Annotated in this window: 30 protein-coding genes; 16 read left to right on the top strand and 14 right to left on the bottom strand. The window is 39.9% G+C overall.

All coding sequences use genetic code 11. The annotated features are described in order from the left end of the window. Positions 1-270 precede the first annotated feature (270 nt). A complete protein-coding gene (locus NDM98_RS18440; protein WP_251610766.1) occupies positions 271-1728 on the bottom strand; it encodes an NAD(P)H-binding protein in 1458 nt (485 codons plus the stop codon). A gap of 130 nt (positions 1729-1858) precedes the next feature. On the opposite strand from NDM98_RS18440, the gene NDM98_RS18435 reads away from it, so the two are divergent. After that, positions 1859-2842 (top strand): aldo/keto reductase, encoded by a 984-nt coding sequence (locus NDM98_RS18435; protein WP_251610764.1) that lies wholly within the window; start codon positions 1859-1861, stop codon positions 2840-2842. 54 nt (positions 2843-2896) lie between these two features. Here NDM98_RS18435 and NDM98_RS18430 read toward each other — a convergent pair whose 3' ends face one another. Then, on the bottom strand, positions 2897-3757 hold the full coding sequence (locus NDM98_RS18430; RefSeq protein WP_251610761.1) for a DUF1206 domain-containing protein: 861 nt from the start codon (positions 3755-3757) through the stop codon (positions 2897-2899). Between the two features lie 131 nt (positions 3758-3888). Between NDM98_RS18430 and NDM98_RS18425 the strand changes: the two genes are divergently transcribed. Beyond that, the gene (locus NDM98_RS18425; RefSeq protein ID WP_251610759.1) at positions 3889-4236 is read left to right on the top strand and encodes an ASCH domain-containing protein; all 348 of its coding nucleotides are present in this window, start codon (positions 3889-3891) and stop codon (positions 4234-4236) included. A gap of 43 nt (positions 4237-4279) precedes the next feature. Here NDM98_RS18425 and map read toward each other — a convergent pair whose 3' ends face one another. Beyond that, positions 4280-5023, bottom strand: coding sequence for a type I methionyl aminopeptidase (gene map / locus NDM98_RS18420; RefSeq protein WP_251610757.1), 744 nt, complete (start codon positions 5021-5023; stop codon positions 4280-4282). Between the two features lie 198 nt (positions 5024-5221). Between map and NDM98_RS18415 the strand changes: the two genes are divergently transcribed. Further along, positions 5222-5674 carry a GNAT family N-acetyltransferase gene (locus NDM98_RS18415; protein WP_251610754.1) on the top strand — a complete coding sequence of 151 codons (453 nt, stop codon included), beginning with the start codon at positions 5222-5224 and terminating at the stop codon, positions 5672-5674. A gap of 61 nt (positions 5675-5735) precedes the next feature. On the opposite strand, the gene NDM98_RS18410 is transcribed toward NDM98_RS18415, so the two are convergent. Beyond that, on the bottom strand, positions 5736-7427 hold the full coding sequence (locus NDM98_RS18410; protein ID WP_251610751.1) for a DUF2207 domain-containing protein: 1692 nt from the start codon (positions 7425-7427) through the stop codon (positions 5736-5738). Between the two features lie 118 nt (positions 7428-7545). Between NDM98_RS18410 and NDM98_RS18405 the strand changes: the two genes are divergently transcribed. The 7 genes from NDM98_RS18405 (at position 7546) to NDM98_RS18375 (ending at position 12010) form a co-directional block, all read left to right on the top strand. Then, positions 7546-8040: a PH domain-containing protein gene (locus NDM98_RS18405; RefSeq protein WP_251610748.1), complete on the top strand. Its 495-nt coding sequence runs from the start codon at positions 7546-7548 to the stop codon at positions 8038-8040. Beyond that, a complete protein-coding gene (locus NDM98_RS18400; protein ID WP_251610745.1) occupies positions 8033-9367 on the top strand; it encodes a PH domain-containing protein in 1335 nt (444 codons plus the stop codon). Before NDM98_RS18405 ends, NDM98_RS18400 begins: the two co-directional genes overlap by 8 nt. Beyond that, positions 9343-9537: a hypothetical protein gene (locus NDM98_RS18395; RefSeq protein WP_251610743.1), complete on the top strand. Its 195-nt coding sequence runs from the start codon at positions 9343-9345 to the stop codon at positions 9535-9537. Before NDM98_RS18400 ends, NDM98_RS18395 begins: the two co-directional genes overlap by 25 nt. 196 nt (positions 9538-9733) lie before the next feature. Beyond that, a complete protein-coding gene (locus tag NDM98_RS18390; protein ID WP_251610742.1) occupies positions 9734-11059 on the top strand; it encodes an MFS transporter in 1326 nt (441 codons plus the stop codon). 17 nt (positions 11060-11076) lie between these two features. Next, positions 11077-11382, top strand: coding sequence for an MGMT family protein (locus tag NDM98_RS18385; RefSeq protein ID WP_251610740.1), 306 nt, complete (start codon positions 11077-11079; stop codon positions 11380-11382). A 96-nt stretch (positions 11383-11478) separates the two neighbouring features. Further along, a complete protein-coding gene (locus NDM98_RS18380; protein ID WP_251610738.1) occupies positions 11479-11868 on the top strand; it encodes a hypothetical protein in 390 nt (129 codons plus the stop codon). After that, on the top strand, positions 11831-12010 hold the full coding sequence (locus tag NDM98_RS18375) for a hypothetical protein (RefSeq protein WP_251610736.1): 180 nt from the start codon (positions 11831-11833) through the stop codon (positions 12008-12010). The genes NDM98_RS18380 and NDM98_RS18375 overlap by 38 nt, the downstream gene beginning before the upstream one ends. A gap of 46 nt (positions 12011-12056) precedes the next feature. On the opposite strand, the gene NDM98_RS18370 is transcribed toward NDM98_RS18375, so the two are convergent. Further along, positions 12057-12980, bottom strand: coding sequence for an NAD(P)-dependent oxidoreductase (locus tag NDM98_RS18370; RefSeq protein ID WP_251610734.1), 924 nt, complete (start codon positions 12978-12980; stop codon positions 12057-12059). 123 nt (positions 12981-13103) lie between these two features. Here NDM98_RS18370 and NDM98_RS18365 point away from each other — a divergent pair, with 123 nt between their 5' ends. Next, the gene (locus NDM98_RS18365) at positions 13104-13640 is read left to right on the top strand and encodes a DUF4269 domain-containing protein (protein ID WP_251610732.1); all 537 of its coding nucleotides are present in this window, start codon (positions 13104-13106) and stop codon (positions 13638-13640) included. A 51-nt stretch (positions 13641-13691) separates the two neighbouring features. Here the strand turns inward: NDM98_RS18365 and NDM98_RS18360 are convergent, their stop codons facing one another. The 7 genes from NDM98_RS18360 to NDM98_RS18330 all read right to left on the bottom strand — a co-directional run bounded on the left by NDM98_RS18360 (position 13692) and on the right by NDM98_RS18330 (position 20225). Further along, on the bottom strand, positions 13692-14744 hold the full coding sequence (locus NDM98_RS18360) for a galactitol-1-phosphate 5-dehydrogenase (protein ID WP_251610731.1): 1053 nt from the start codon (positions 14742-14744) through the stop codon (positions 13692-13694). An 11-nt stretch (positions 14745-14755) separates the two neighbouring features. After that, positions 14756-14929: a hypothetical protein gene (locus tag NDM98_RS18355; RefSeq protein ID WP_251610729.1), complete on the bottom strand. Its 174-nt coding sequence runs from the start codon at positions 14927-14929 to the stop codon at positions 14756-14758. A gap of 13 nt (positions 14930-14942) precedes the next feature. Next, the gene (locus NDM98_RS18350) at positions 14943-15980 is read right to left on the bottom strand and encodes a zinc-binding dehydrogenase (RefSeq protein ID WP_251610727.1); all 1038 of its coding nucleotides are present in this window, start codon (positions 15978-15980) and stop codon (positions 14943-14945) included. Positions 15981-15995: 15 nt separating this feature from the next. After that, positions 15996-17261, bottom strand: a complete 1266-nt coding sequence (locus NDM98_RS18345) for a PTS galactitol transporter subunit IIC (protein WP_251610725.1) — start codon at positions 17259-17261, stop codon at positions 15996-15998. A gap of 111 nt (positions 17262-17372) precedes the next feature. Continuing rightward, the gene (locus NDM98_RS18340) at positions 17373-17654 is read right to left on the bottom strand and encodes a PTS sugar transporter subunit IIB (RefSeq protein ID WP_251610722.1); all 282 of its coding nucleotides are present in this window, start codon (positions 17652-17654) and stop codon (positions 17373-17375) included. A 99-nt stretch (positions 17655-17753) separates the two neighbouring features. Continuing rightward, a complete protein-coding gene (locus NDM98_RS18335; protein WP_307728894.1) occupies positions 17754-18140 on the bottom strand; it encodes a PTS sugar transporter subunit IIA in 387 nt (128 codons plus the stop codon). A gap of 27 nt (positions 18141-18167) precedes the next feature. Further along, complete coding sequence (locus NDM98_RS18330; protein ID WP_251610720.1) at positions 18168-20225, bottom strand: BglG family transcription antiterminator; 2058 nt, start codon at positions 20223-20225, stop codon at positions 18168-18170. A 224-nt stretch (positions 20226-20449) separates the two neighbouring features. Between NDM98_RS18330 and NDM98_RS18325 the strand changes: the two genes are divergently transcribed. Beyond that, the gene (locus tag NDM98_RS18325) at positions 20450-21013 is read left to right on the top strand and encodes a peptidylprolyl isomerase (protein ID WP_251611135.1); all 564 of its coding nucleotides are present in this window, start codon (positions 20450-20452) and stop codon (positions 21011-21013) included. A 50-nt stretch (positions 21014-21063) separates the two neighbouring features. Here NDM98_RS18325 and NDM98_RS18320 read toward each other — a convergent pair whose 3' ends face one another. Beyond that, positions 21064-21564 carry a GNAT family N-acetyltransferase gene (locus tag NDM98_RS18320; protein ID WP_251610718.1) on the bottom strand — a complete coding sequence of 167 codons (501 nt, stop codon included), beginning with the start codon at positions 21562-21564 and terminating at the stop codon, positions 21064-21066. Between the two features lie 229 nt (positions 21565-21793). Here NDM98_RS18320 and NDM98_RS18315 point away from each other — a divergent pair, with 229 nt between their 5' ends. The 4 genes from NDM98_RS18315 (at position 21794) to NDM98_RS18300 (ending at position 25096) form a co-directional block, all read left to right on the top strand. After that, positions 21794-23494 (top strand): NAD-dependent malic enzyme, encoded by a 1701-nt coding sequence (locus NDM98_RS18315; RefSeq protein ID WP_308807770.1) that lies wholly within the window; start codon positions 21794-21796, stop codon positions 23492-23494. 36 nt (positions 23495-23530) lie between these two features. Continuing rightward, positions 23531-24478 carry an AEC family transporter gene (locus tag NDM98_RS18310; RefSeq protein ID WP_251610716.1) on the top strand — a complete coding sequence of 316 codons (948 nt, stop codon included), beginning with the start codon at positions 23531-23533 and terminating at the stop codon, positions 24476-24478. A 113-nt stretch (positions 24479-24591) separates the two neighbouring features. Next, positions 24592-24792: an LURP-one-related family protein gene (locus NDM98_RS18305; protein WP_251610714.1), complete on the top strand. Its 201-nt coding sequence runs from the start codon at positions 24592-24594 to the stop codon at positions 24790-24792. Beyond that, positions 24728-25096, top strand: coding sequence for an LURP-one-related/scramblase family protein (locus NDM98_RS18300; protein WP_506324406.1), 369 nt, complete (start codon positions 24728-24730; stop codon positions 25094-25096). The genes NDM98_RS18305 and NDM98_RS18300 overlap by 65 nt, the downstream gene beginning before the upstream one ends. 37 nt (positions 25097-25133) lie before the next feature. Here NDM98_RS18300 and NDM98_RS18295 read toward each other — a convergent pair whose 3' ends face one another. Continuing rightward, positions 25134-26348: an amidohydrolase gene (locus NDM98_RS18295; RefSeq protein ID WP_307728892.1), complete on the bottom strand. Its 1215-nt coding sequence runs from the start codon at positions 26346-26348 to the stop codon at positions 25134-25136. Between the last annotated feature and the right edge of the window lie 102 nt (positions 26349-26450).

The following is a 26450-nucleotide window of genomic DNA, read 5'->3' as shown; positions in this document are numbered from 1 at the left end:
GGCAAGAGGGAGAGCGGGATAGCAAGAGAGATCGGGGTCTTGGCAAGAGGGAGAGCGGGATAGCAAGAGAGATCGGGATCTCAGCAAGAGGGAGAGCCAAATAGCAAGAGAGAGCTGAGTCTTGGCAAGAGCGAGGACCAAATAGCAAGAGCGCCAAAACCTTAATAAGAACGCTAGTCAATTAGTAAGATCCGCGATCAGTATTAGCTAGATACCGGCATAAAAAAAAGACAAAACGGACCTATTTTGGTGTCTGTTTTGTCTTCTGGGTTAAGAGTCTGTTATGAGTCTTGGCTGCTGATGATTCTGTTTAATGATCTTGAGTAAATGACGCTTAAATAAATACATCACCCAGATATGGAACTTTGCTTGAGTGAGTGTATAGATAAACCAGGGGAGTGAGGGCTTGTATTCGTGAATAGCAATGATGCACTCCTGAGAATTTGGGATTTGCCTAAATTCTAGTCGTCCTCTGCCTGGTTTTTCTTCTGGTTTGGTAAAGGCTCCTCCGGTTATATAATAGAGGGCGCGTTTCTCATGGCTTCGTTCATGTGCATAGGTAAGTTTGAGTAAGGGTTTCTTACCTAACAAATAAATATTGGCGTTATTACGATGATCAATAGACGTCTGAATTAGTGGACTTCCAAAGTCTTCAAGCCAATTAATGTAACGAGAGGCGGCCCATTCAGCATTCTTACCTTCTGGGAGTAAGACACGCTGGACAGATCGTACATCAGAGATATTTGAACTCGTTTTCGAATTAGAAGTAGAGCTTTTTTTCTTTTCTTGTTGCTCTTGTTCTTCTTGTTCCAAAGCGGATTTTGCCGCTTCTTTAAAGGTTGTTTTGCCGTAGCTTAGGTCTTTATCCATATTCTCCGGATTTGCGACCATTGGGTGAATTAGGCTCTCTATCAATGGATAGACCATTTCTTTTGGTGTGCCGGTAGTGACGCTGACCCACAGACGAGAGAGGTTAACGGTCATAAATGGTACATTAACAAGTTTCCTCTTTTTCCCCATGACTTCGGCTGTGTCAATCATCATTTCTCTGTAAGTCATGACTTCAGGACCGCCAACATCAATGGACTCGCCTGAGAGTTTTTTGTTTCCGATACTACCTTTTAGCGCACCTAACACATCCTGCAGAGCAATGGGGTGTGTTTTTTGACGCGTCCATTTTGGTAAAAGCATCATCGGTAATCTCTTCACAAGTTTCTTTACGATTGGGAAAGAGGAGCCTTTAGGACCGACAATTAATCCTGCGCGAACGGTAGTTACTGGGACGCCATAGGAGGAAAGAACTTTCTCGACTTCTAATCGACTTTTTAAGTGACGAGAAAGCTCGTCTGCATCTGGAGGAATGATCCCACTCAAGTAAATAATTTGTTTAACTCCATTTTTTTTAGCAGCTTGAGCAAAGTTGTCCGCTAAAATTAAATCCATATCTTCAAATTTGGCTTGTGTTAGTTTTGCTGAAGGCATCATTGAGTGGACCAAATAAACAGCATAATCTGCACCCTCAAGGGCCTTTTCGGCATCCTTTAATGAAAATAAATCGGCAGATCGCCAAGTGACGTTCTCTGTATTTTCATAGTTATCCCCATTCCGGGATAAAGCAATAATATCCGCTTGTTTCTCAAGCTTTTTTAGTAAGTTGTTTCCGATATATCCACTTGCACCAGTTAAAGCAATGACTGGTTTACGTTCAGTTGTTTCTAAGTCCATCATCGTACACGCTCCCAAAATAGATGTCGTTATCCGTATTGTTACCCTTATCTTATCTTAGCTAACCAAAGAAAAGGGAAAAGAAGTATAATGGACATGAGTTTGCATTCTATTTCCAAAGGGAGTTGAAGTGATGCAATACAGACAGTTAGGCAATACAGACTTAAAGATAAGTGAATTGAGCTTTGGAACATGGGCCATTGGTGGTTCATGGGGGCAGACAAATGATCAGGAGTCTTTAAAAGCGCTTGAGACGGCAGTGGATAACGGAGTTAACTTTTTTGATACAGCGGATGTCTATGGAAATGGACATAGTGAAGAATTGCTTGCTAAAGCAACTAGAGGTAGAGAAGATGAGATTCATATTGCAACAAAATTTTGCCGGGCGGGAGATATTCACTCACAGGAAACATACTCAGCTGAACAGGTTCGTACCTATTGTGAAAATAGCTTAAAACGTCTGAAGAGAGAACGGTTGGATTTGTATCAAATCCATTGCCCACCTATTGAGATTTTAAAAGATGGAAAGGTCTTTCAAGTGCTAGACGAGCTTCAAAAAGAAGGAAAGATTAGGCATTATGGAGTAAGTGTAGAAACGGTAGAGGAAGGGTTACTTTGCTTAGAGAACCCGAATGTTCGAGCCTTACAAGTGATTTTTAATCTGCTCCGCCAAAAACCGTTAGAGCAATTGTTGCCTAAAGCAAAGGAAAAAGGTGTTGGGATTATTGCACGTGTGCCACTTGCAAGCGGGTTGCTAACTGGAAAATTCACGAACGAATACACATTTGAACCTGATGATCACCGACATTTTAATCGGGATGGCGAATCCTTTAATGTAGGCGAAACATTTGGTGGAATTAAGTTTGAAAAAGGTGTGGAATTGGTTCAGCAACTTCTATGGATTAGGCAGGGACGTAAGCATCTATCAAGTGCAGCGTTACGATGGATCCTAGACCAGCAAGAGATAACGACCGTCATTCCTGGCTTTAAAACGGTCAAGCAGGTCGAGAGTAATCTAGAAGCTGTAAATGTACCAACCTTTTCAGCTGAAGAGCTTGAGAAACTTCATACATTTTATAAGACAGAAGTAGAAGAACATATTAGAGGTGCTTATTAGGTTGGTTGCAGAACGTCCCCAATAGCATAGCTTTTGGGGACGATTGTTACACTATCATTTATGTTTCCCAAAGTTCATATGAACATATCGTCCATAAATAATACCGTATACTCCAAATAAAATGAGTCCGAGTGCGACAATGCCAAGAATCCATTGGCCAAATGGCTGCTGTGACAATTCAAATAATGCTCCATCGATCCCCTCAGTTTCATCAGCATCTGCAGAGATAGCTGTTTGAATGAGAAAAAATCCAACGACCGCAAACACAAAAGCACGTGCCAATAACCCAATTTTCCCAGAAGTACGTGCAATGTTCAGCTCATGTTTGTTCATCTCGCCAGCTTTAAATTCCTTCATAAACAGTTCCTTTATTGCTTTGTATGCCTCAAAAAATGCATATCCAATGATACCAGCACCAACAGCACCAATCATCCATTGGCCAAATGGCTGTGATAAAAGTAGTTGGGAATAGGTTTGCTCATCACTTCCGCCAGATCCTCCGGCATGAGTAGCAAACTTACCTGCATTAAATGCGAGACTTGCATAAATGAGAGCACTCCCGATGAACCCACCACGAATGAGTAGACCTTTGATTCCATGACCAAAGTTGCCTGTATCAATAAAAGCACGAATCAACATCCAAACTACGTAACCAATTAATCCAATTGCCACTAACCAAAGCACGACTTCTCCAAATGGAATGCCTGCCAGAGACTGCAGAGCACCATTTGTATCTTCTGTGTCTCCACCAACACCAATAGCTGTCATAAAGGCTAGAACCCCAATTAGAATATAAACAAATCCTTGAGACATATATCCAAAACGGCCAAAACGTCTAATCCATGGTTTAGACTCTTTTTTTGCTTCTGAAGCTTTTTGCTTGGTTTCTTGTTTAGATGGCGTTTTCTTTGCCAATGACCTCAGTCCCTTCGGCTATCTTTCACTAAGATTCCCTAATCGATCGAACAAAAACCATTTTCTCGAAGATCCTTTGAACCTCTGTTAAAATAGAGGAGACAGACCTAAATTTAATCCTAGGAGGATGGATGATGGCTCATATGATGGGATTATATGATGAACCATTTGCATTAATGAAGTCCGGGAGAAAAACAGTGGAAGTCCGTCTCAATGATTCTAAAAGACAGAAATTACAAGTGGGAGATCAAATTAATTTTATTAAAGCGCCTGTTCAGGACGAGCGGCTGAATGTTGTCATAACGGCTTTAAAGACCTATCCAACATTTCGTGATCTTTACGAGGACATTGAGTTGAAGAAGTTAGGAAAAGAGCAAGCATCATTAAACAAGCTAATCAATGAGACCTATATGATTTATTCGGAAGAACAAGAGAACGAGTTTGGTGTTTTGGCTATCGATGTAGAGAGAGTGGAATAAGAAAAAAGGATGTCCTGAAAATAGGACATCCTTTTTGGTGGGTTTATTTAGTCAAGATAATAGGTTCCTCTTTTGTAACGATAATTGTGTGCTCAAATTGAGCGACAAAGCTTTGGTCCACGGTAGTTAAGGTCCAACCATCATCCAACTGATATACATCTTCTGCTTTGGTTGAGACGAATGGTTCAAAAGCAATGACTTCTCCGTCTTTAAAAAGTTTTGTATCTCTAGGATTGTAATAATTAAAAATGTGTTCAGGTGAATCATGAAGCGAGAGACCGATTCCGTGGCCAGTAAGGTTTTTAATAACGGTGAATCCATGTTCCTGCGCTGTTTGAAAGACGGTACGCCCCACACCATTTTGTTTAGATCCAGCTTTGAATTTCTTTAAGCCGGCATCAAACGTTTCCTTAGTGGCGTGAATTAAATTAGCTAACACAGGATCACCGTTCCCAACCACAAAGGAATGGCCGGTGTCAGCAAAGTACCCATTTAACGATCCTGAGACATCAATATTCACAAGATCCCCCTCTTTGATGACACGTGGTCCTGGTATACCATGTGCTACTTCTTCATTTACGCAAATACATGTGAATCCAGGGAAATCATATGTGCTGATAGGGGCTGAGACAGCACCGAACTTTTTGAATAGCTTGCCACCTATCTCATCGATTTCCTTAGTAGTAATACCTACCTTAGTGTGTAGTGTTAGTTCATTACGAATTTCGGCTACAATCTTTCCAATTTCTTTTAGACCGTTAATATCTTTTTCTGTTTGTGCAATCATGTAAATTCTCCTTTAAATATATGTGTGGATGTCTATCTTGTTATGGTATTTGTCTTGCACCTAGTCTGCTACAACATACAATACATTTATTCTAAGCTTAAGTATACCGTACATCAATTGTTTGTAAAAAAAGATAGCACTTAAAAATGGATACATCTATACTAAAAGGAACGAAAAGTAAAAGAAGGAGGCATTTCTATGATTATTCGAAAGGCAATGACTCAAGATAGCAGGTCTATCCAGCAAATTGCTCGTACGACGTGGCATCATACGTATGAGGATCTGATTCCACGTACCATTCAAGATCAATTTTTAAACGAGGCATATTCGGATAAGTTTATGGGGTATCGAATACCAAGGACAATTGTGGCAGAAATTGATGAGGCGGTCATTGGATTTGCTGATTTTACAGAAGCGACGGATGATCAAAAGGCCTCGGTTGGAGCACTTTATATCCTTCCAGAGTATCAAGGCAGGGGAGCTTGGTCTGCATTGATTAAGGACGTGCTCTCGAAGCTTGAGCATGCAGTAACCATCTATGTGGACGTTGAAAAAAAAACGAACCTGCACTGGCCTTTTATAACAGAATGGGATTTGTGTTGGAAGAGGAATACTCGGAACTATTTTATGGTCATACAATTCACACGGTGAAGTTACGTCTGGATCTAAAATAAAAAAGAAGTGGACAGTAATAGATGTCCACTTCTTAATGTTAAAAGGCTCCGGAACCACCGCCACTACCTCCAACTCCGCCACCTGGGGAACCACCTGATTGTGAGGATGATGGAGAAGCTTGAGAGTTAGCTGTATTAACACTGGATGAAGTGATAACAGACAAGGCAATAAACGTTGAGACGTCAAATGAATAGGCTGTTGTAGCCAGAGGTTGTTTTTTAAATACATCTTCAAGCGCGTTATTCTTATCTTGGAGCTTTTTATTTCCTGTGCCAATTCCAAAGATAATAGCTCGCATGAGATCATCTTGCTTCCATTTTGTCATTTCTTCAACCGAAAGTTCGGCTGTTCGTTTTTGATATGTGTTCCAGTCGTAGGCAATTCGTGCGCCTTCTTCCGTTCGTGGACGATAGAAACATGCGTAACCGACTAAACCAATAAAAATCAGAATCGTAAAGAACAACCACATTGGCAGTCCGTATAAAGGAAACAAGATAAAGAGAGGAATTAGCAGCAGACTAGACAAGCCAACGATCAGTCTATGAGACGTTTTGTTTTGATGTAGATTTGCTTCTTTGACTTCTTCTCTAATCGCTTCTCTCCATTTTTGATCGTATTTTTGATAGGCTTCATGGTTCTTCTTGTTTTTTGCATAGGCTTCAAGCTCTTGAAGTGAGAATTCATTTTTACTACCGATTGTATCAAATAACCACTCAATTAAAATCTGTTCATGTTTGTTTGCACCCTTACGATGAAGCAACGTGAACTGATTTTTGTCGTGTTCTTTTACATAACCTTGCCTTATTAGATCAAGCAGACCTGCTGCCATTGCTTCAGGTGTGAGTGTTAATCGAGTAAATAGAATTGTTGCTAGCATACTGAGTTTTTGTTTTGGAATGGTGCTAAATGAGTTTGTCGCTCGTTCAAATGATTTGTACACACTTCTTGATTTTAAGTATGAAAATACGATGAGTAAAAGCAGAACTAAGGCAGCGATCGGAATAAAAAAGATAGCAAAGCTTGAGAGTCGATCCTGCATCGAGGCGTACGCTGCTGCTTCATCCTTTCCTTCTTGTTCGTGTGCTAGGATGTCAGCTTTTATCTGTTCGCTCCTGCCTGTCGCATCAGGAAAAAGCTCTGGAGCATATGCAACACGAATATCTCCCTTTGAACCATCAGGCACTTCGCCAATCGCAAATTGTACGGAGCCATTTTCTTGGATGGTTTCTGTACCAAAGGATTTATCAGAGCCATAGGCAATCACGTCATTGGTTTCTTCAGGCGGGTGAATCGTAATCGTCAAATTCTCATAAGGCACTTCATTGGCTGCATCGAAAAAAGCCCATTGAAAATCAGCGACATCTTGGTAAAGCTCAACACCACCATGAATGACGTAGGTCAAATCAACAGTAACAGGTTCATAGCTACCAGGACGCATGATCTTATAAAGAGCTTCATCCTGTTCAACCTCAAGTGGCTGACCATTTTCTGTTGCCTCAAAGTCACTAATTTCAGTTCCTTCTGTTGCGTATAACATTCTAGTCAGTCCATTAAAATCATCATCAAAGTCATAGGAATGAGTTTCGTGCACATTAACATCACCATTTGGTAAAAGGGACACATCAATAGTTGATTCGGGAATTATAAAATCAATGGCAAACGCTTTAAGAGGTGCAAAAAGCATAAGAATGAGCATAGTTGTGGCGATTGTGAAGATCCGTTTAGTCATAGAAGCACCTACTTTCTTTACATAAGTTACGGTTTATTTTGAAAAAGGTTTCAGAGAATGAAACAGTTTACCTTTTTAGCACGTATATAAACATGAGAAAGAACGAGGGGGGTTACTTATGGAACAGGGCATTACTTTACCAGATCAACGGATTTCTAAAAAGGCAGTGGTTGTTTGGAGGATCTCATCCACCATAGCACATGTCATCACATTACTAGTTTTAGGTACCGTTCTCTTTTTGCATTGGTATTATGATTGGGCAAATTGGATTGGATACATAACGTATGTCATTACAGGTCTTATCATACTTCAAGCAATTTACAAGATTTTCATTTACCCAATCTATATGCAAAAAACGTGGAGATACCGCGTGGATAACGAATATATACAAATAAAACATGGAGCAATCGAACATGTACATTTATTAATACCCATGGTTAAAGTCCTTCATGTAAGTACAAGCCAAGGACCAATTCTTAGAAAGTTCGGTTTGTCTACAATTACAATCGGCACAACCGCATCGTCTCACGAGATTCCTGCGCTACCTGTAGACGAAGCAGAAGACTTACGAGAGAAAATTGCGATGCTTGCGAAGGTGACTGAAGATGAGTGAGCAAGAGATTCAATTACATAAGCCATACAGACTTCACGCTACCTTCCTTTTGTCTGAAGGGCTATCAGTAGTGAAAGGATTCATTTTTCCTATCATTTTAATGTGGGTAGTTAATGCAAATTCTGACTCTACATTTATCTTAATCGCAAAATGGGGACTACTCGTTATCGTAGCTGGTTCCATCCTATTAGCCATTCTCCAATGGTTTCATTTTCGTTATCAGTTCAATGAACAGGAACTACACATTAGGAAGGGTGGGTTAAATAAAAAAGAACAATTTATTCGATACCATCGAATTCAAAATGTCTCCAAAACAACAAATATAATTGGAAAACTGTTTCGAGTCACAACTCTTAAGCTAGAAACAGAGGCATCTAGTGATGCTACAATTCATTTGAAAATGGTGAAACGCGATCAAGCAAATGCCATCCAAACGTTTTTAGAGGCTAAGGGTAAGCAAACTGATAACGAATTGGCTGAACAGAAAATAGACTCTAAAACGCATCATTATACGGTCACGAATAAAGAGTTAATGAAAGCGTCCTTTACATCGTTTAGTATTCTTGCTTTAATCCCTATATTGATCACAATCTTTTTTAATGTGGATGAAATTTTTTCTCTTGATGGGTATCTCGAGAGTACGTGGGACTTTCTAAAGGATCACTGGATTTGGTTAGCGGTATCCATTATCATTCTTCTGATCATCTCGAGTTTATTTGGAATTGTAACAACCTTTTTGCAATATGGTCGCTTTGAAGTACGAAGTGATAACGATCGAATCTATATTAAAAAGGGTTTATTACAAGTGAAGGAAATTTCTTTACTTAAGAGTAAAGTTCAAGGTGTGAGTGTATCTAAGACAATCATTAGGCGATGGTTTGGTATTGCAAAGGTCAGATTAATGTGTGCAGGTGGAGAAGGTGAAGGGGATGAAGCTGAGTCAGCAGTTATTTTTCCTTTTTTATCGATTGATAGAATACCAGAACTTCTTCCAGAGATTATTCCTGGTTTTACGTACAGCCAGCCAGAAAAAAAACTGCCACGACGTGCATTATGGGTAAAACTCTTACGACCAAGCTATTTCTGGATGTTTGTGTCTGTCATTGTTTTCATTGCTTGGAGTCATTTATGGTATGTCTGCCTAATTCTACTTCTTCTGATTATCTTAAACCGATTACTTGATTATAAGTACACTAGATATCAGATTAGTGATTCATATACTCAGGTTGAAATTGGTGGGATTTTCAACGAGCTCACTACAACAGGAATGAAAAAAATTGAAGAGGTGACGTTGCAGGAAACTTGGTTGCAACGTCAGTTGGACTAGCTTCACTACAGATCGCAACACGAGGCAAACCAGTTGAATATACCTTTATAAAGGACATTCCTCGTGAAGAAGCTCGAAGTTATTATCTCTGGTTTGCAGAACTTATACAAAAAAACTATCAGGGATATACAAATCAACAGGTGGAAAGTGAAAATGAAGAGGAAGCTTAACATTAGGTTGAGCTTCTTTTTTTATAAAAATAAGTAAAGGTTCGTTTGAAGGGATTGGTAACGTTTTAAAGGGGGAGAATCAATAATAGTTAGAGACTCGAAGTAAGCAATTCCTATTCATTTAAGATATAATGGTTCGATAAAACGTAATACGTACCATCGAAAGTGGTTTGTGTTTAAGAATAGGATGAAAAAAATGAATGATCGTTTAATCGTGCCTTTATGGGCATTTGGGCTTTTTATTGTCATTATGAATACAACCATGTTTAATGTGTCGATACCAGGCATCATTGGACAGTTAGAAGTTACGGCTGAGCTCGGTTCCTGGATTATCTCTAGTTACTCAATAGGTTATGCTCTTACCACTGTTATTTATAGTCGTTTATCTGACTCCGTGTCGATCCGTCTATTAATTGCGATTGGTGTTACGATTCTAATGGCAGGTTCCGTGTGTGGAATTTTTGCAACAGACTTTAATACATTATTATTAGCACGAATCCTACAATCAGGTGGAGCAGGGGCAATAGCTGGACTCGGCATGGTTATTGTAAGTAGATACATTCCTTATGAACGCAGAGGTAGTGCATTAGCGTTAATTTCTGCTGCTAGTGCAATGGCATTTGGAATGGGTCCTATTGTTGGAGGCATAGTCTATCAGACATTTGGCTTGGCCGGTCTATTTGCAATCACCTGCCTTGTTATCTTGATTTTTCCAATTATTATTCCACTATTACCAAAAGAGAAACCAAGGTCTTTTCAGTTTGATGTGATTGGTGGAGTTTTAACTGTAGTCAATACAATTACACTTCTGCTAGCTGTGACACAACGTTCTCTTTGGATGCTTTTGATCTGTTTAGGTTCGATTGTAATACATGGTTTCTATTTAAGGAGAAAAAAACCGACGTTTATTCGCAAGGAGCTATTAAAGCAACCGGCGTATGTAAAGTTATTAGTAGTTGGTTTTTGTGTGATGTCACTTAATTTAGGTAATTTGTTTTTAATGCCTTTAGTACTAGCGAATGAATTTCAAACAACAGCAATGGGCATTGGTTTTATTATTGCACCAGGGGCAATTTTAACGGCTGTTATCTCCAGATATGTAGGAAGAGGTATAGATAGCTTAGGAAATGGAAGATTCTTGTTATGGGGACATGTGCTACTTGCAGGTGTTGCAGCGGTATTTGCTGTGTTTACATCCGTCTCACCATTGGTAATTCTAATAGGATACCTATTTTTCTCACCAGCATTTTCTGCAACATTAAGTGCACTAAACAATGAAGTTTCAAGAATCCTTCCAGATGAATACATCGGTTCAGGTATGGGTATGATGCAGCTGGCTCAATTTATGGGTGGATCTTTATCCGTTGCAATCTGTGGCATTTTGATTTCATTCCATGTGAATGTTTCAGTTATTCACGAGTATGGATTTGTGTACCTCTGTTTGCTTGTTTTGATTATGTGTTCAATGGCTGTTTACTTATGGTTTCAACACTCACTTAAAAGAGAGGCAAGCTCTCTATAAAATGTAGGAGGGAGCAAATGGAACAATCATTTTTTGAACGTGTCTATCAAGTGGTTGAGGAGATTCCAGAAGGGCGCGTTGCAACGTACGGACAAATAGCGCGATTACTGGAGCAGCCACATAATGCAAGAGTAGTAGGCTGGGCGATGCGTCAGGCACCTCGTGGGTTACAGAGTCATCGAGTGATAAAAAAATCAGGCGAGCCATCGCCTGATCTTATATTTGGTGGAAAGGGAACGCAACGAGAACTTCTAGAAGCTGAGGGCATCCCCTTCCGGCCAAATGGCCGAATTCATTTGGAATTATGCTTATGGGAGAGGTGATTGTTCTGAAAAGAATGACATACTGGTTAGACAAGTGACTTAATTAACCATAAAATAGATATAGGTTAAAGTCAGTATGAAAAAGGGGAAGAGTATGTGACAAAACGAAAATGGATTTCTTTAGGCATTGCTCTAATAGGAATGATTGGGATTGCAATATATTTTGTTGGATTTTATCCAACGCCTTCAGAGCGGGCATTTGATAAAGGGCTTACATATATAAAAGAAGAGAAATACAACATTCTTAGTATTCACAAGGAAGAGACACATGGTCCGTCTGTATTTTTCTTTGAGCACGCAAATCGTATTGGAATCTTAGAGGTAGCCCCTGGAGAAGATATGATTCAAGCTATTGCTGAAAAGAACAATTTGAGCGAAGGAATTAGTTTGGTTACGTTAGCGGGAACTGAAAGACATAGTGGAGTGTTAATCGAGCGTGGAGATGCGAATGAAATCCAAGCTACTTACGTTACAAAGCGACGGTGAAGAAGTAGCAGAGTTGCAGATAGAAGAAGATGATCAACAGTATAGTGGGTATCTGAGAGAGAGTCGCAGTCTGTCTAATGTTGATACATTACTATTAACAAAAGAGAACGGGGAAATAGAAGAGATAGAAGTTAGTTATTGAGTGAAGAAAAGTGCCGGTGAGATCATTTCACCGGCACTTTTTATCGTTATTTCTCTTGTTTTAGAGCAAGATATACTGCAGCGAAATCCTCACGGCCGAGTCCTTTTTGTTTGGCAAAAGCAAAAAGTTCTTTGGCTGCATGTGAAATAGGAAGTGGTGCCCCGCTTTCATAAGCTGTTTCGGAAAGTTGTTGTAAGTCTTTATAAGCGTGCTCAAGTGGAAACTGTGTCTCAAATGTTCCGTTCACAATCATATCTCGTTTTCCATCGAGTACAGGTGCAGTAGTTGGAAGCATCAAGAGTAGATCTGTTAGCTGTGCTCGATCTAAACCAACTGATTCACCAAAGCTTACAGCCTCAGCTAAACCTGCCATTGATTGGACAAGCGTCAGGTTCACCGCAAGCTTTGTTGCGGATCCCTTACCGATATCGCCCATATGTTGTACGGATTGACCCATTACGTCTAGAAGCGGTGTTATTTCCTCGACATCTTTCTTGCTACCACCTACTAGAAAATGCAGTTTACCTTGTTCGGCAGGTCCTTTTGATCCAGCTACGGGAGCGTCAACAAATCTTCCTCCTGCATTCCGGGCGTCTTTAGCCCATTTAAGAGAGTACGCAGGCTTAACTGTACTTGTATCTACCCAAAGTGTGTTATTGGATAGACCTGATAGAAGTCCGTGCTCTCCGTAAATCACTGCTTCAACAACGGAAGGGGTGGTTAGCATCGTGAAGACAATATCGGCCCTTTCAGCAACCTGTGCAGGTGTATCCGCCCATTGAGCTCCTTTTTTTATGAGCTCATCTGCTTTTTCTTTTGTTCGATTGTGAAGAATAAGCTCCTGTCCACTTTCAATTAGCCTTCTTGCCATGTTTTCTCCCATGATACCAAGTCCAATAAATCCAATCATCAAATCACCTGTTTCTACTATGATCTTTCTATTTTCCCACTTATAGTCTTGTCGAATCAACTAATAGCTTTTTTGAACCTTACAAAACTGTAAGGGAAATAATAGATTAATACATTGGAGTATTAAAAATACGATTGATATACTTTAGGTAATGATCTTAACCATGAGATGGGAGAGAGAGCTATGTTTCGAACCTTAGGGTATTTAAAAGCAGGCACTCCAAGACAGAGAGCCGTGTACCAAGCAATTGCTACACTGGATGTTATGAATAGATGGTCAGCATACTCTCCAACACTATGTGGAACCATCCCAATTGGTATTGATGTGGACACTTCTGATATTGACATAGTGATGCATATTAATCGGTCAAATTTCACAGAGGTGGAAGCAGAAATGACCCGATTATACGGTCATTATGATGATTTTAGAGTGAAACGTTTTGAAGTAAGAGGCGAGCCTACAATTAAAGCTAATTTTATCTATAAAGGCTATGAGTTTGAATTGTTTGGGCAACCAAAATGTGTCACAAAGCAGAATGCCTACTTGCATATGTTGATAGAAGCTACCCTCTTAAAGCAGAAGCCCTTACTCCGAAGACAGATTATTCGCTTAAAGAATCTGGGGTTGAAAACAGAGCCAGCTTTTTGCATGATGCTTGGGCTTGAAGGAAACGCCTATGAGCAGCTGCTTAAATATGGGCGAGACCACCAGATTATTTGATAGATTGATACTATAAAAGCCAAGTGATACGTCTAAGTATCACTTGGCTTTTTAGAATTTATTAGGGCAGAGTAAAACCTTCCCGTAAAATTCTTTTTGAGTAATGATATCACTAAATGCTTGAGGACCTTCTTGCAGAGAAAGTTTGTGAGTGATCATCGGACGTACATCTAGTTCACCTGTGCTCATCTTTTGCAAGGTAGCTGACCATTCTCTTCCAGGAAATGGTGCAGAGACCGCATTCCATGAGCCGAACACTTTTAATTCATTTCGAACAATTTTCTCAAAGTAGAACCGTTCTACGGCAACATCGCCATAAGGTATGCCCATAAAGACTACCTCACCACCTTTACGTGGCAGGGCAAAAACTTGCGCCGACGTAACGGGAGAGCCGGCAGATTCAATAGCAACATCTACTCCTTGATTGTCGGTCAATTTGAGAAGTTGTTCATGTGCAGGCGTTTCTTTTGGATTAATTAAATAATCGGCTCCCATTTGTCTGGCTAGTTCAAGTTTTTTTGAGTCAATGTCAATCGCATAAACGGCAGCTGCTCCAAAAATTTTTGCCCAGGCGATTGATAATAAGCCGATATTTCCGCAACCAAGAACAGCTACACTTCCTCCCGGTTGTAAGCTCGTTAGGTACAACCCATGGACCGCAACTGCAGAAGGTTCAACTAGAGCCGCTTGTTCCATGGAAATAGAATCAGGCAAAGGGAGAACATTTTGTGCAGGGAGTTTTGTGAAGGTTGCAAATCCTCCTGGTTGTCTAGCGCCAATAACAGAAAGGTTGTCACATTGGGATGGGATACCTTTTTGACAGCTGAGACATTGGCCACAGGCAATTGTGGGGCACGCAGCCACCGGGTCACCTGGTGCTAGATGAGTAACGGACTTTCCAACAGCTTCAACAATTCCTGCAAATTCATGTCCCCATGTCATACCTTTTACATATGGACCAAGCTTCCTGTAACGAGAGAGGTCAGAACCACAGATACCTGCGATTTGGACACGAATAATCACGTCATCACTCGCTTCAAGTACCGGCATTGTGAGAGGTTCATAACGCAAATCCTCTATCCCATATAAGTTAAGTGCATGCATGATTTGACTCCTTATGTGAGCGAATTTGAGGTTGTAGTTGTCTCTTGTTTCTTTCTTTTCTTAATCAGACTAATCATTCCGATACCTACCACAAAAGAGTTAATGATTAATTGGTGATCTAAATAAAACGTGCTGACCATTTTTCCATAGGGACCTAGCATTGAATCGACCATAAATTGAATCATATTCATCTACCTCCTAGTTTTGATCTAATGGCAGTAGGGACACTTTGATGGCTTCTCCACTTTTAATCGCTTCGTAGCCTTTATCCCATTCTGCAATACTGAATTCATGGGTGATGAGGGCTTTGGCGTTCACTCGTCCATCATTCATCATGTCAAGTGATGGAGCCCAATCGGCTGATTTTTGGCTTCGTGTTCCAACAACACGTATTTCCTTTTGAATAATTTTCTCAAAATCGATTTCGATTTTAGCGTGTGGGAAGATCCCAACTTGAACAAATTGTCCTTTTTTCGCAAGCAGATCAAGTCCCATATTGGCTGCAGGCACAGCACCTGTACATTCAAATATGAGGTCTGCACCATATCCATTAGTAAAGCTATTGACTATGTCATGAATGTTTTCTTTTTGTATATTTACAACAGAATCAATACCTAGCTCTTCTGCTTTATTTAAACGGGTTAAATCGTTATCAAGCCCTGTGATAATTACTTTCGCTCCATATGCTTTAGCCACTTGAGCCGTTAACAATCCAATTGGACCTGGACCAAGCACCACAGCAACATCACCAGGGCTTATCGTTGCTTTTTTAACAGCGTGGTGGGCACAAGCAAGTGGTTCCGTTAAAGAAGCTGATGCATAATCAACATGATCAGGCAGCTTATGAACACTGCTTGCTTTTGCGACAAGATATTTGGCAAACCCACCGTTAACTTGTGTTCCTAGTCCTTTTCGATGATTACATAGATTAAAATCCCCTGTTTGGCAATAGCGACACTCTCCACAAACATAGAAGGTCGTTTCAGAAGTGACTCGATCTCCTACATTTAACTCTGTTACATCTGAAGCTACTTCAGTAATCACACCAGAAAATTCATGCCCAAGAGTGACAGGTGCATTCACTTTGTAGTTTCCTTCATATGTGTGTAGATCCGAGCCACATATGCCAGCGTATTTCACTTCTATTTTCACTTGTCCTTCTCGAACGGCAGGTTCATCGACAGTCAAGAGAGTTAGGTTTCCGAAGCCAAGTTCTTCTTTTACCAATGCTTTCATAAGAGTGCCTCCCAATTAATTAAATAGTTGAAACAGCTTATAAATAACGTAGTTCACATGGTTACCGCCTTGGTCAATACTAGAGATTAGGCTTGTACCTTCAGGGATTTGGAATGCAGCACTTTCAGCCATTTGTGTATGAAGCACAGCTATATCAGTAGCCATATAAAGGGATAAGCCGATTAAAGCAGATCCAACAATAACAGAGTGTACGATGTTTCCTTTTGCTGCTCCGACGATAAAGGCTACGATAAACGGTATCGTTGCAAGGTCACCAAATGGAAGGACGTTGTTACCTGGAAGAATGATAGCCAGGATAACCGTAATAGGTACCAGCAGTAAGGCTGTTGCAATAACAGATGGATGGCCGATCGCAACGGCTGCATCTAAGCCAATATAGATATCCTTTGTGCCAAATCGTTTGTTTAAAAATTCTCTGGCTGATTGGGATACAGGCATTAGACCTTCCATTAAAATTTTCACCATACGTGGCATCAGGAGCATAACCGCTGCCATAGACATCCCGATATTAATCGTATCGCCAACGCTGTAGCCGGCTAATACACCAAGTAGTAAACCAAGAACTAAACCAATAATGAGAGATTCACCAAATACACCAAAGCGTCGTTGGATAGATTCAGGATCAGCATTTAACTTGTTGATACCAGGCACTTTTTGTAAGAGTTTGACGAGCGGAATACCCAGGATTGCATATGAAATCGTACTTCCTGTTGCAACGGATATACCCGGTAGCTCAAAGTATTTTTCAAGCATTGGTGCTGTATAGTCGGCAACCTTTAAACAAATAATTTGGAAGATAACAGCTGCGATTAGAGCTTGAACAAAGCTTCCATCAGAAAGCACATAGACAATTGCTCCAATAAATGTGTAATGCCAGAAATTCCAAATATCTACGTTCATTGTTTTGGTTGTTTTTGTTACAAGCATAAGTACGTTTACAATTAAGGCGAGGGGAATAACAAACGCAGCCACTGGACTTGCCCATGAAATCGTTGCTGCAGCAGGCCAACCGACATCAATGATATTTAATTCAACGCCAAGTCTTGCAACCATTGCTTCTGCAGCAGGTCCTAAGTTGTTAACGAGCAAGTCAACGACTAGGAAGATCCCTACAAATGCGACACCAATTGTGATGGCTGAACGAAACGCCTTACCGATTTTTTGTCTGAAAAATAATCCGAGAAGAAAAATAGCGACGGGTAAAATGACTGTAGGGCCAAGATCCAGAAATGCTTGAAGTCCATCAATGACTTGTTGCATAAATAGTGCCTCCTTTATTTAGTACAAATTTATCTATATGTGTACCATTGCGTTCAAAAATTAGTGATAGCAGGATGGGTCCCGGATTATCGGGACACCATCCATACTTTGTTATTTTTTTAATTCATCTAAAATCTCTTGTTTTGTTTCATCTAACCCAATTCCAGTAAGGAACGAGCGAGCGTTGATGACAGGGAATGGGTATTCTGTTTTAACAATTGTTGTTGTGACCAAAAGATGAGCTGAGTCAACATAAGAAGAGATGTCAGAAACTTTAATTTGTAGCACCTCTGCGTCAATTTTGTTTTCCTTAATCATGGTTTCAACTGCATCATTCACAATGGTGGACGTTGCAATTCCAGTCCCACAAGCTACTAATACGCGTTTTTTCATGCTTTTTCACCTCCTTCTAAAGTTAAATCAAGGCTAATACGAAGCGCATCAATCAGTTTTGTTTTATCCTTTTCTCCTGCTAAATAGAGCAATCTCTGCTCATCCTGGAACACACTCATAAGCTTCTGCAAAAGTGATAGCTTGGGTATGGTTTTCATCCATAGCAAGCATAAAAATGAGCTTAACAGGAACGGTTTGATCAGATTCCCCCATAATGACAAAATCTACAGGGTCCTTAAGTACACCAATACTGATGCTTTTTTGAATGACGTGCTCTCGATCTGTATGGGGAATTGCAACGGGCACTCCTTTTGTTGGAAGACCTGTGGCATAGTTATTCTCTCTTTCAATGATGGCTTCAACATAGCTACTTTTCACAATGCCTTGTTCTAACATGTTGTTTGCCATCTGTCTTAGTGCATCTTCTTTAGAAGAAGCTTGAATGTCATGTAAGACGAGTGATTCGTCAATAAAAACGGTTGTCATAATGTGGCACCTCTTTGAAAAAGTAATTTAGAGTGGTTCGATTGAAATATTCTGCTTAATTTGTTGTGCAAGCACGCGTGCATTGTCAGCGACCTTAATCGTATTCATTGCTTCTGAATCTTGAGATAGCTTAATCAATTGTCTGAGTGCCCGCAGATGCTGGTATTTATCGGGAGCCGCAATGACAACAATTGTGTGGATAGTGTATGACTTTGCGAATGTCACCCCTTCCTTTAACTGCAGCAAGCTCATTGAGACACGTTTTACCCCTTCCTCTGGATCAGCGTGAGGGATAGCGGTATTAGACCCAATCACAATATAGGGGTCCTCTGAATCTAATTTCTGTAAAGCATCGATATAGGATGATGTAATACTGTTGTTTGTAAGCAATGGTTTGCCAGCAAGCGCAACAGCCTCTTCCCAAGAATGAACCCGATCTGCGAGTTGAATCGTTTGCTCTGTTAAAAAATCAGATAAATCAGGTGTAATTGCTTCAGGCAAACTATGATGTGTCGGTTGATCCTGGTTCATAAAACGACTTAGCTCTACCTGTAAAGCCTCCTTATTTTCAATAGTCGAATGGGCTTCAATAATGTGCATAAGCTGATCCATTTGTACATCTGAAGGGACGTATCCTTCTGTCTCAGTCATCACTTGTTTTCGCAAACGTAGCTTCTCACTCTCATTCATTAGAGGAGAAATAATAAATAACTTTTTATCTGTCTCGACATAAATAGGTGAGAAAACTAAGTCATAGTGAAAGCTGTACGTTTGAAACTCTCTGACCGAAAGTGCTTCAAGGAAGATGAATTCAGGAAAAAGTTCATTTAATTGAGAGAGCATCAGCCTTGAAATGGATACTCCTTTTGGACAAACAACCACTGCCTTAATTTTCTCTTGAAGACTATCACCTTGTTTGGTTAACCAGCCTCCTAAAAACATGCTGAGGTACATCGCTTCATGATTAGGGATTGGTTCACCAATCAATTTCTCTAGTGGACGCATTGCTAACCGAGCAATGTGATGAAGCTCATCGAATTCTGGACTGGTAGATTGATGAATTTCATTCATATCTGTTAGTCGGTATTTAATTCGATAATAAGCTGGTTTTGTGTGGAGCATCAGCTTAGCAAGCAGCTGTTCCTTATCTCTTAAAAAGATGCAGGAACGTTTTTCGAAAAGCTCAAGCATTTCACTTAAGGCCTCTCTAAGTTCAGGAATCACATCTTCTGTAATTGCCTCTGACCAATACACATTGGCTGTGAGTAAATGAAGAGTAATAAATAGTCTGTCACTGATTGGTACATGACCTGCTTCATCTAAAATTAATTCTGTAGCCAGATACTCTTTGGTGTCTGAGAGTTCATCATAATGAACATAAAATGGATCAATTGTTTTCTTCTGCTTAATTCTTCTAAGAAGCAGTGCTAAAATAAATGGCATTGCTTCGATTTTGTCATCAGTAAACTTAAGTCCCAGTTCAGATTCAACATGCGTCATTTTTTCTCTCAGTTTTTTAAGTTCATCCTGACTAATGTCTGTAGTTTTAATCAGATAACGTTTACCGTGATGAATCAGTAAGTAGCTATGAACTAACGAGATTAATAGTTTGCGCTTAGAAAATTCCTTGCCAGTGAGAACATAACCATGTCGTCTTGAATAGGTGATGTTAATTTGAAAACGATCCACATACGTTTGAGTTTTTTTTAGATCATTTAAAATCGTATTTTTACTAAATTCCAATTCACTTGTAAAATGAAGCAAGGATAACTCTTCTTGCCTGCTGATTAGCATTAGTAAAATCATCAGCACTCTTTCACCTTCAGAAGGAATGGTTTCCTGGACCACCTCTTGTTCATCTGTAAGAATTGTTGATGATAAAAGCGGACTAATCATAAATGAACCTTTTTTTGTTCGTTCAATCTTTGGAAGGTTTTTGGTCTTTAGCCAATCATTAATTTTGTCAAAACTGTATTTTAACTGACGACGATTAAGATTATGCTTTTGTTCAAGATCCGAACTTTTTAGAGCAGGGTTTGATACAACATCGTTTAATAAGTCCGTACTGCGACTATCAAGATACATGATGTGGCCTCCCTTCTTTTTTAGTGTAACACCGACAAATTTTGTTTTGTATGCGTTTTCATCACACTCTCTTGACCCTTGAATTGTCACATATTGTGATGAAAGGAAGAATAGATAGGGTCTTGTCTTTTTATTGTTTTAAACTTCATGTAGTATGATAAGAGGTAAGAGACATCGACGAAAAAGGAGAGGTTTTAATCGTGAAATGGACAAAAAGTATTGGAATGGCTTTATTGACAAGCCTTTTTATCATAAGTGGATGTGGAACGTCTAATAATGATCCAGAAGAGACAGCAACAGAAGATCCAATAAATGTTACGATGACAATGGAAAACGGTGGAGAAGTGGTCATGGAGCTATATCCTGACATTGCTCCAAAAACAGTGGAGAATTTTGTTTCACTTGCTAGAGATAGTTTTTACGATGGATTAACCTTTCACCGTATTATCCCTGGGTTTATGATTCAAGGTGGAGATCCGGATGGTACGGGAATGGGAGGACCTGACCATTCTATAGAGGGAGAATTCTCAAGCAACGGATTTGAAAATGATTTGAAGCATGATCGTGGTGTACTTTCAATGGCTAGAAGCCAAGATCCTGATTCAGCAGGTAGTCAGTTTTTTATCGTTGTAGAAGATTCACCTCATCTTGATGGTGATTATGCGGCATTTGGAAAAGTCACTGAAGGTATGGATGTTGTAGATGAAATTGTAGCTGTTGAAACAGACGATCAGAGCAAGCCGCTAGAAGGTCAGGAGCAAATCATTCAATCTATAACTGTTGAATAACATACAAAGAACCACCATTTCGTCATTGCGGAATGGTGGTTTTTTTGTGCTTAGATCAGAGTCTTCTCATAAAAGTAGAAGGGATTCGCTCGCTCAGGCAACTTTAATTCTCCAACTGGACGGTAGCTATGTCGTAGGAAAAGTCCTTGAGCCTTTTGGTTTAATGAATAGGTGTCGACCTTCATAGACGTACATCCCTTTGTTCTTGCGTGTTGTTCTGCAAATTCAATTAGCTGTGAAGCAATTCCCTTTTTACGAATAGCGGGGTTTACGACTAACCGATGGAAAATCATAGTCTGCTCAATGGGCTGCTCCCAGGAGAAGTGGCTGTAGGCTTCGGAAAAATCACGGTCAATGGTGATTGAGCCAACAACTTCATGATCAAGCTCTTTCACAAAAATTGTTCCATTTTCCACATCATGTTGAAAGTGTTCGGGTAGTGGGTACGTTTCATCCCATTGATCATTTTTTTCTTCCTTCATGATTTGCACGGTTTCTGTTGCCATTCTTGCTATATGTTGAATATCTGTAACTGTTGCTAGTCTTATCACTGCTGTCACCTCTAAGGGATATCTATATTACTTTAATGATTACAGTTTTAGCCAAAGTTGTCTAGAAAAATGCTTAATTGAGTCCATACATATTTTTATAAATTTAATAAATAATAAACTAACTAAATAAAGTATGAATCACATTGACATGAAATTGTCAAGGGTGTATATTTTGTGTCGCGAAGTATTAAAGGAAATAACCTTTAACTAAACGAAAGAAGGTCCTATTGTGAATTCAACACAAACTTTATCTAAACAAGAAGTGAAAACAGCTTTAAAAGGTAAGGATTTATTAATGAATCCAAGCTTAAATAAAGGCGTTGCTTTTACGGAAGAAGAAAGAAAAGAATTAGATTTGGAAGGGTTACTTCCCCCGACTGTATTAACTATAAAAGAACAAAGTGATCGAGCGTATGAGCAATTTCTTTCGCAACCGACAAGCTTACGAAAAAATGTTGTGCTAAGTGATTTAGCTAACCGTAATCGAGTCTTATTTTATCATTTGTTTAGCAAGCATATTGCTGAGATGCTACCTATCGTTTACACACCAACTGTAGGTACAGCAATCCAGGAATATAGCCATGAATATTATCGTCCAGAAGGATTGTATCTTTCTATTAATGATTTAGATGGTATTTCTAAAGCCTTTGATAACATTGATGCAAATCCAGAGGATATTGATGTCATTGTAGCTACTGACTCTGAAAGCATCCTAGGAATAGGAGACTGGGGAGTTGGAGGAATTAAAATTGCGATTGGTAAGTTAGCTGTATATACAGCTGCAGCAGGAATTGATCCTAGTCGTGTTCTGGCAGTTGTGTTGGATGCAGGTACAAATAATAAAAAGCTTCTTGATGATCCATTGTATATAGGAGAGCGTCACGAACGTGTTCGTGGTGAAAAGTATGATCAATTTATTTCTACTTATGTAGATGAGGCATTAAAGAAATTCCCTGGAGCTTTGCTTCATTGGGAAGATTTTGGTGGAGCGAATGCGCGTAAAATTATTGATGATTACAAAGACTCAGTTCTGAATTTTAATGATGATATCCAAGGAACTGGAGCCGTTACGTTATCAGCTGTTGTTTCAGGCTTGAAAGTAACAGGGCAACCTTTAGAAAAACAGCGTGTCGTTGTATTTGGTCCAGGTTCAGCTGGGATTGGGAACGCTGATCAAATTGTTGGTGCCATGGCATTAAACGGAATTACAGAGGAAGAAGCCTATAAAAACTTCTGGGCTGTCGATCAGTTTGGATTGCTAACAGAAGACAGAGGCAATACAGCAGACTTCCATAAGCCGTATCTTCGCCCAGACTCAGAAGTTTCTGATTGGAAACGAGATGAACAGGGTCAGATTAGTTTATTAGAAGTTGTAAAACAGGTGAAACCAACCATTCTTATTGGTACTTCAGGATCAACCGGTGCATTTAACGAAGAAATCATTCGTGAAATGGCGGCTCATACTGAGCGACCGATCATCATGCCGATGTCAAACCCAACGTCACTAGCTGAAGCTGTTCCGGAAGATCTTATTAATTGGACAGATGGACAAGCGTTAATTGCCACAGGAAGCCCGTTTGCTCCAGTCAGCTATAAGGGTGTTGATTACGTAATTGGTCAGGCGAACAATGCATTTGTTTTCCCTGGTCTTGGACTTGGTGCCGTAGCTGTAAAAGCGAAACTTATTACAGAGAAAATGTTTGCTGCTTCTGCTAATGCTGTTGCGAATGCAACAAAAGGTACAGGCAGAGGAGCTGCTATATTGCCTAGAGTAGAAGATCTTCGCTCGGTATCAACCGAAGTCGCTATTGCTGTTGCAAAAGCAGCCATTGAAGATGGTGTTGCTCGAATAACTCCTGATAATATCGAACAGGCAGTTAAAGATGCAATGTGGGAACCGACGTATAAATCGATTGTACCGTCAAACTAACTGAGTGAAACTCAAATGAAATTGGAGTCCTGAAAAGTGGGAATTGGTGAAATTTTTATTATCCTGATACCGATCTTTTTTGTTATTATATTAGGGTATCTAGCAGGGTACTTGAATGTATTTGACAAGAACTCATCAAAAGGGATTAATACACTTGTTACAAAGTTTGCATTACCTGCACATCTATTTGTAGGTGTCACAACGACACCTCGAGATGTGTTACTAGCCCAATGGCCATTTATGATCGCATTGGTTTTAGGGATCTTTGTTTTTTATTTTATTATATTTTTGGTTACGAAATTTGGATTTAAGTTTAACTTATCCAATGCGGCAATGTTCTCCTTGAACTCTGCCCAACCAACTTTTGCTTTTATGGGTATTCCTGTTCTAGGAAGTTTGTTTGGGTCAGAGGCTGTCGCCGTACCTATCGCTGTAACAGGGATTGTGGTAAACGCACTTCTTGATCCTACGGCTACGATTATGGGGACAATTGCACAACGAGAAAAAGCAGAAAATGAGAGCATGGCAAAAGTTGTAGCCAAAACGTTTGCACACGGATTACGTGAGCCGTTGGCATTGGTTCCGCTAATTGCCGTTATTTTAACACTTCTTGGATTCCATGCTCCAGGTTTGTTATCAGATTCCTTTAATGAAATAGGGGACGTTACCTCTGGTGTAGCATTATTTGCGGTTGGTGTAACCGTGGGTATTCGTAAAGTGAGCTTTAACATCCCTGCATTTAGCATTGCTTTCTTAAAAACAATTGTTCAGCCAACGCTAATGTTCTTAATTGCTTGGGCAATGGGTATGTCAGCTGAAAATACAACGATGCTTGTTCTTCTTGTTGCATTCCCAGGCTCAGCGGTAGCAGCCATGATTGCTGTTCGCTTTGAATCAATGGAAGCAGAAGCAGGCTCTGCATTTGTACTGAGTGCGCTTATATCAGTGCTTACGCTGCCTTTCTTAATTTCATTATTGATGTAAGTTGAAAAAAACCTTCATTCTATTACAGAATGAAGGTTTTTATTTAATTAAGTGGAACTTTTTGTATGGTAGAACCGTACATGAACTAGTGTGCTAAGAAGGGATGTGGAGAGATGGACTTATACATTAAACAACGAGTGTTCACATTTGGCGATCAATTTACAGTTTCAGACCAACAAGGAAACAAGCTTTATGAAGTACAAGGCAAAGTATTTTCATTTGGTGATCAATTAACGATTTCTGAAGTAGATGGGCCAAGCCCAAATCCATATAAAGCAGAAATTAGCTTCTTGGATGCCTCGATATGCCATTGAAATGGATAACAAAGTGGTCTGTGAGGTGGTCAAAAAGTTCACGTTTTTCAAGGCCAGTTTTGACATATCTCCTTTTAATTGGGTCGTTGAAGGCGATGTGTTTAACCATCATTACATCCTCAGAGATGAATCAACAGAAATCATGACGGTTAAAAAAGAATGGCTGACCTGGGGAGATACGTATCATGTAACGATTAATGAGGAAAAGTTAGTGTTACCTTGTTTAGCGATTATGATCGTTCTTGATTTGGTGCTACATAACAAAAAGAGTCAAAATCATTCTACGGCGTTTCATAACAATTAAGAGTCACATGAGCAGTTATTGCTCATGTGACTCTTTTTCAAATTTGTTGATTTAACACAATATGGATGAGTGAATCCACAGCTATTGCGAGAACACCTTCCCCGTAGTCAAAGGCTGGATTATGATGAGCTGCTGAAAGGGTAGATCCATATAAAAGATAGGTGGCGAGTCCACCTTTTGCTTGAACACGCTCCATCATATAGGTAGCATCCTCAGAACCGCCAATCTTTTCAAAAGCAGGTGACACATGTGTTACATACGTACTATCACTCACAGACGATTGAACAATTTCATTCCATATGTCGTCTGATTGTGCTGAAATTCCTTTTCCAACTAATTCTGTAGATACCTGAACATCGTGCATATCAGCTGCTGCTTTGAGGATCTTCTCCGCTTTTGATGACACGTATTCGTTAAGTTCGTTTGTTTCACCACGGGTTTCGATTTCCATATAGGCAGTGTCAGCAATGATGTTACGCCCATTCCCTGCAATCAGCTTACCAACATTGATTCTAGTCGCTCCACCTGAATGGCGCGCGATACCGTAGAGCTGAGTAGCGGCAGTGGCTGCTGCAAATAATGCATTTTGTCCGGTTTCTGGACTCGCTCCTGCATGCGACGAAACACCAGAAAACACAACATTATATTTTGATGTAGCAAGCGATGAGGAAATTCCAGGGACAATTGTTCCTTCAGGTTGATGCATGATATGACCAGCTAAGAATAAATCAGCATGATCAAGCCAACCTTTTTGAACAATTGATTTAGCTCCACGAACGCCTTCTTCTGCCGGTTGGAAAATAAGTGTATATGTACCGGTCAACTCGTCCTTTAAGTCATGAAGTAGATGTGCAACTCCAAGACCAATTGATGTATGTCCATCATGGCCACAAGCATGCATCTGTCCATTATGTCTTGATGCAAATTGATTTTTGACGGGAGCATGCTCTACCTCTTGAGTTTCGTGTATAGGTAGGGCATCAATATCAAATCTGAACGCCATATGTTTACCTGGTTTACCTGTGTCTAATTGAGCAACTAAACCTGTATGATTACCTTTCATTTTTTCAAGTAACTCATGAGGAACACCGTTTTTTCGAGCACGATCTACGTGCCATTGATCTTCTTCTTGAGTTGGAAGGCCCATACGAGCATCTGAATCACTGACGTCTTTTCCTAAAAATAGCTTGAACGAAAGCGGGCTGAGCTTTTCTACAATATAAGCCGTTGTTTGATATTCGCACCAAGCCAAGTTCAGGGAATTGGTGCAGGTCTCTACGCCACTCTGCTAGTAGTGGCTCTAATTTTTTCACTTTATCAGATACATGTTGTTTTACAGTCATAAGTCACAAGC

Origin of the sequence: Alkalicoccobacillus plakortidis (assembly GCF_023703085.1) — a bacterium.
Taxonomy (GTDB): domain Bacteria; phylum Bacillota; class Bacilli; order Bacillales; family Bacillaceae_D; genus Alkalicoccobacillus; species Alkalicoccobacillus plakortidis.
The sequence above is the reverse complement of the archived record's forward strand: the minus strand, read 5'-3'. Positions and strand labels throughout refer to the sequence as shown.

Coding starts and splice junctions, on each gene's coding strand:
- NDM98_RS18440 (WP_251610766.1), bottom strand. CDS start 1,728: ATGATGGACTTAGAAACAACTGAACGTAAACCAGTCATTGCTTTAACT.
- NDM98_RS18435 (WP_251610764.1), top strand. CDS start 1,859: ATGCAATACAGACAGTTAGGCAATACAGACTTAAAGATAAGTGAATTG.
- NDM98_RS18425 (WP_251610759.1), top strand. CDS start 3,889: ATGATGGCTCATATGATGGGATTATATGATGAACCATTTGCATTAATG.
- map (WP_251610757.1), bottom strand. CDS start 5,023: ATGATTGCACAAACAGAAAAAGATATTAACGGTCTAAAAGAAATTGGA.
- NDM98_RS18415 (WP_251610754.1), top strand. CDS start 5,222: ATGATTATTCGAAAGGCAATGACTCAAGATAGCAGGTCTATCCAGCAA.
- NDM98_RS18410 (WP_251610751.1), bottom strand. CDS start 7,427: ATGACTAAACGGATCTTCACAATCGCCACAACTATGCTCATTCTTATG.
- NDM98_RS18405 (WP_251610748.1), top strand. CDS start 7,546: ATGGAACAGGGCATTACTTTACCAGATCAACGGATTTCTAAAAAGGCA.
- NDM98_RS18400 (WP_251610745.1), top strand. CDS start 8,033: ATGAGTGAGCAAGAGATTCAATTACATAAGCCATACAGACTTCACGCT.
- NDM98_RS18390 (WP_251610742.1), top strand. CDS start 9,734: ATGAATGATCGTTTAATCGTGCCTTTATGGGCATTTGGGCTTTTTATT.
- NDM98_RS18385 (WP_251610740.1), top strand. CDS start 11,077: ATGGAACAATCATTTTTTGAACGTGTCTATCAAGTGGTTGAGGAGATT.
- NDM98_RS18375 (WP_251610736.1), top strand. CDS start 11,831: ATGAAATCCAAGCTACTTACGTTACAAAGCGACGGTGAAGAAGTAGCA.
- NDM98_RS18365 (WP_251610732.1), top strand. CDS start 13,104: ATGTTTCGAACCTTAGGGTATTTAAAAGCAGGCACTCCAAGACAGAGA.
- NDM98_RS18360 (WP_251610731.1), bottom strand. CDS start 14,744: ATGCATGCACTTAACTTATATGGGATAGAGGATTTGCGTTATGAACCT.
- NDM98_RS18355 (WP_251610729.1), bottom strand. CDS start 14,929: ATGATTCAATTTATGGTCGATTCAATGCTAGGTCCCTATGGAAAAATG.
- NDM98_RS18350 (WP_251610727.1), bottom strand. CDS start 15,980: ATGAAAGCATTGGTAAAAGAAGAACTTGGCTTCGGAAACCTAACTCTC.
- NDM98_RS18345 (WP_251610725.1), bottom strand. CDS start 17,261: ATGCAACAAGTCATTGATGGACTTCAAGCATTTCTGGATCTTGGCCCT.
- NDM98_RS18340 (WP_251610722.1), bottom strand. CDS start 17,654: ATGAAAAAACGCGTATTAGTAGCTTGTGGGACTGGAATTGCAACGTCC.
- NDM98_RS18335 (WP_307728894.1), bottom strand. CDS start 18,140: ATGACAACCGTTTTTATTGACGAATCACTCGTCTTACATGACATTCAA.
- NDM98_RS18330 (WP_251610720.1), bottom strand. CDS start 20,225: ATGTATCTTGATAGTCGCAGTACGGACTTATTAAACGATGTTGTATCA.
- NDM98_RS18325 (WP_251611135.1), top strand. CDS start 20,450: ATGGCTTTATTGACAAGCCTTTTTATCATAAGTGGATGTGGAACGTCT.
- NDM98_RS18305 (WP_251610714.1), top strand. CDS start 24,592: ATGGACTTATACATTAAACAACGAGTGTTCACATTTGGCGATCAATTT.
- NDM98_RS18300 (WP_506324406.1), top strand. CDS start 24,728: ATGGGCCAAGCCCAAATCCATATAAAGCAGAAATTAGCTTCTTGGATG.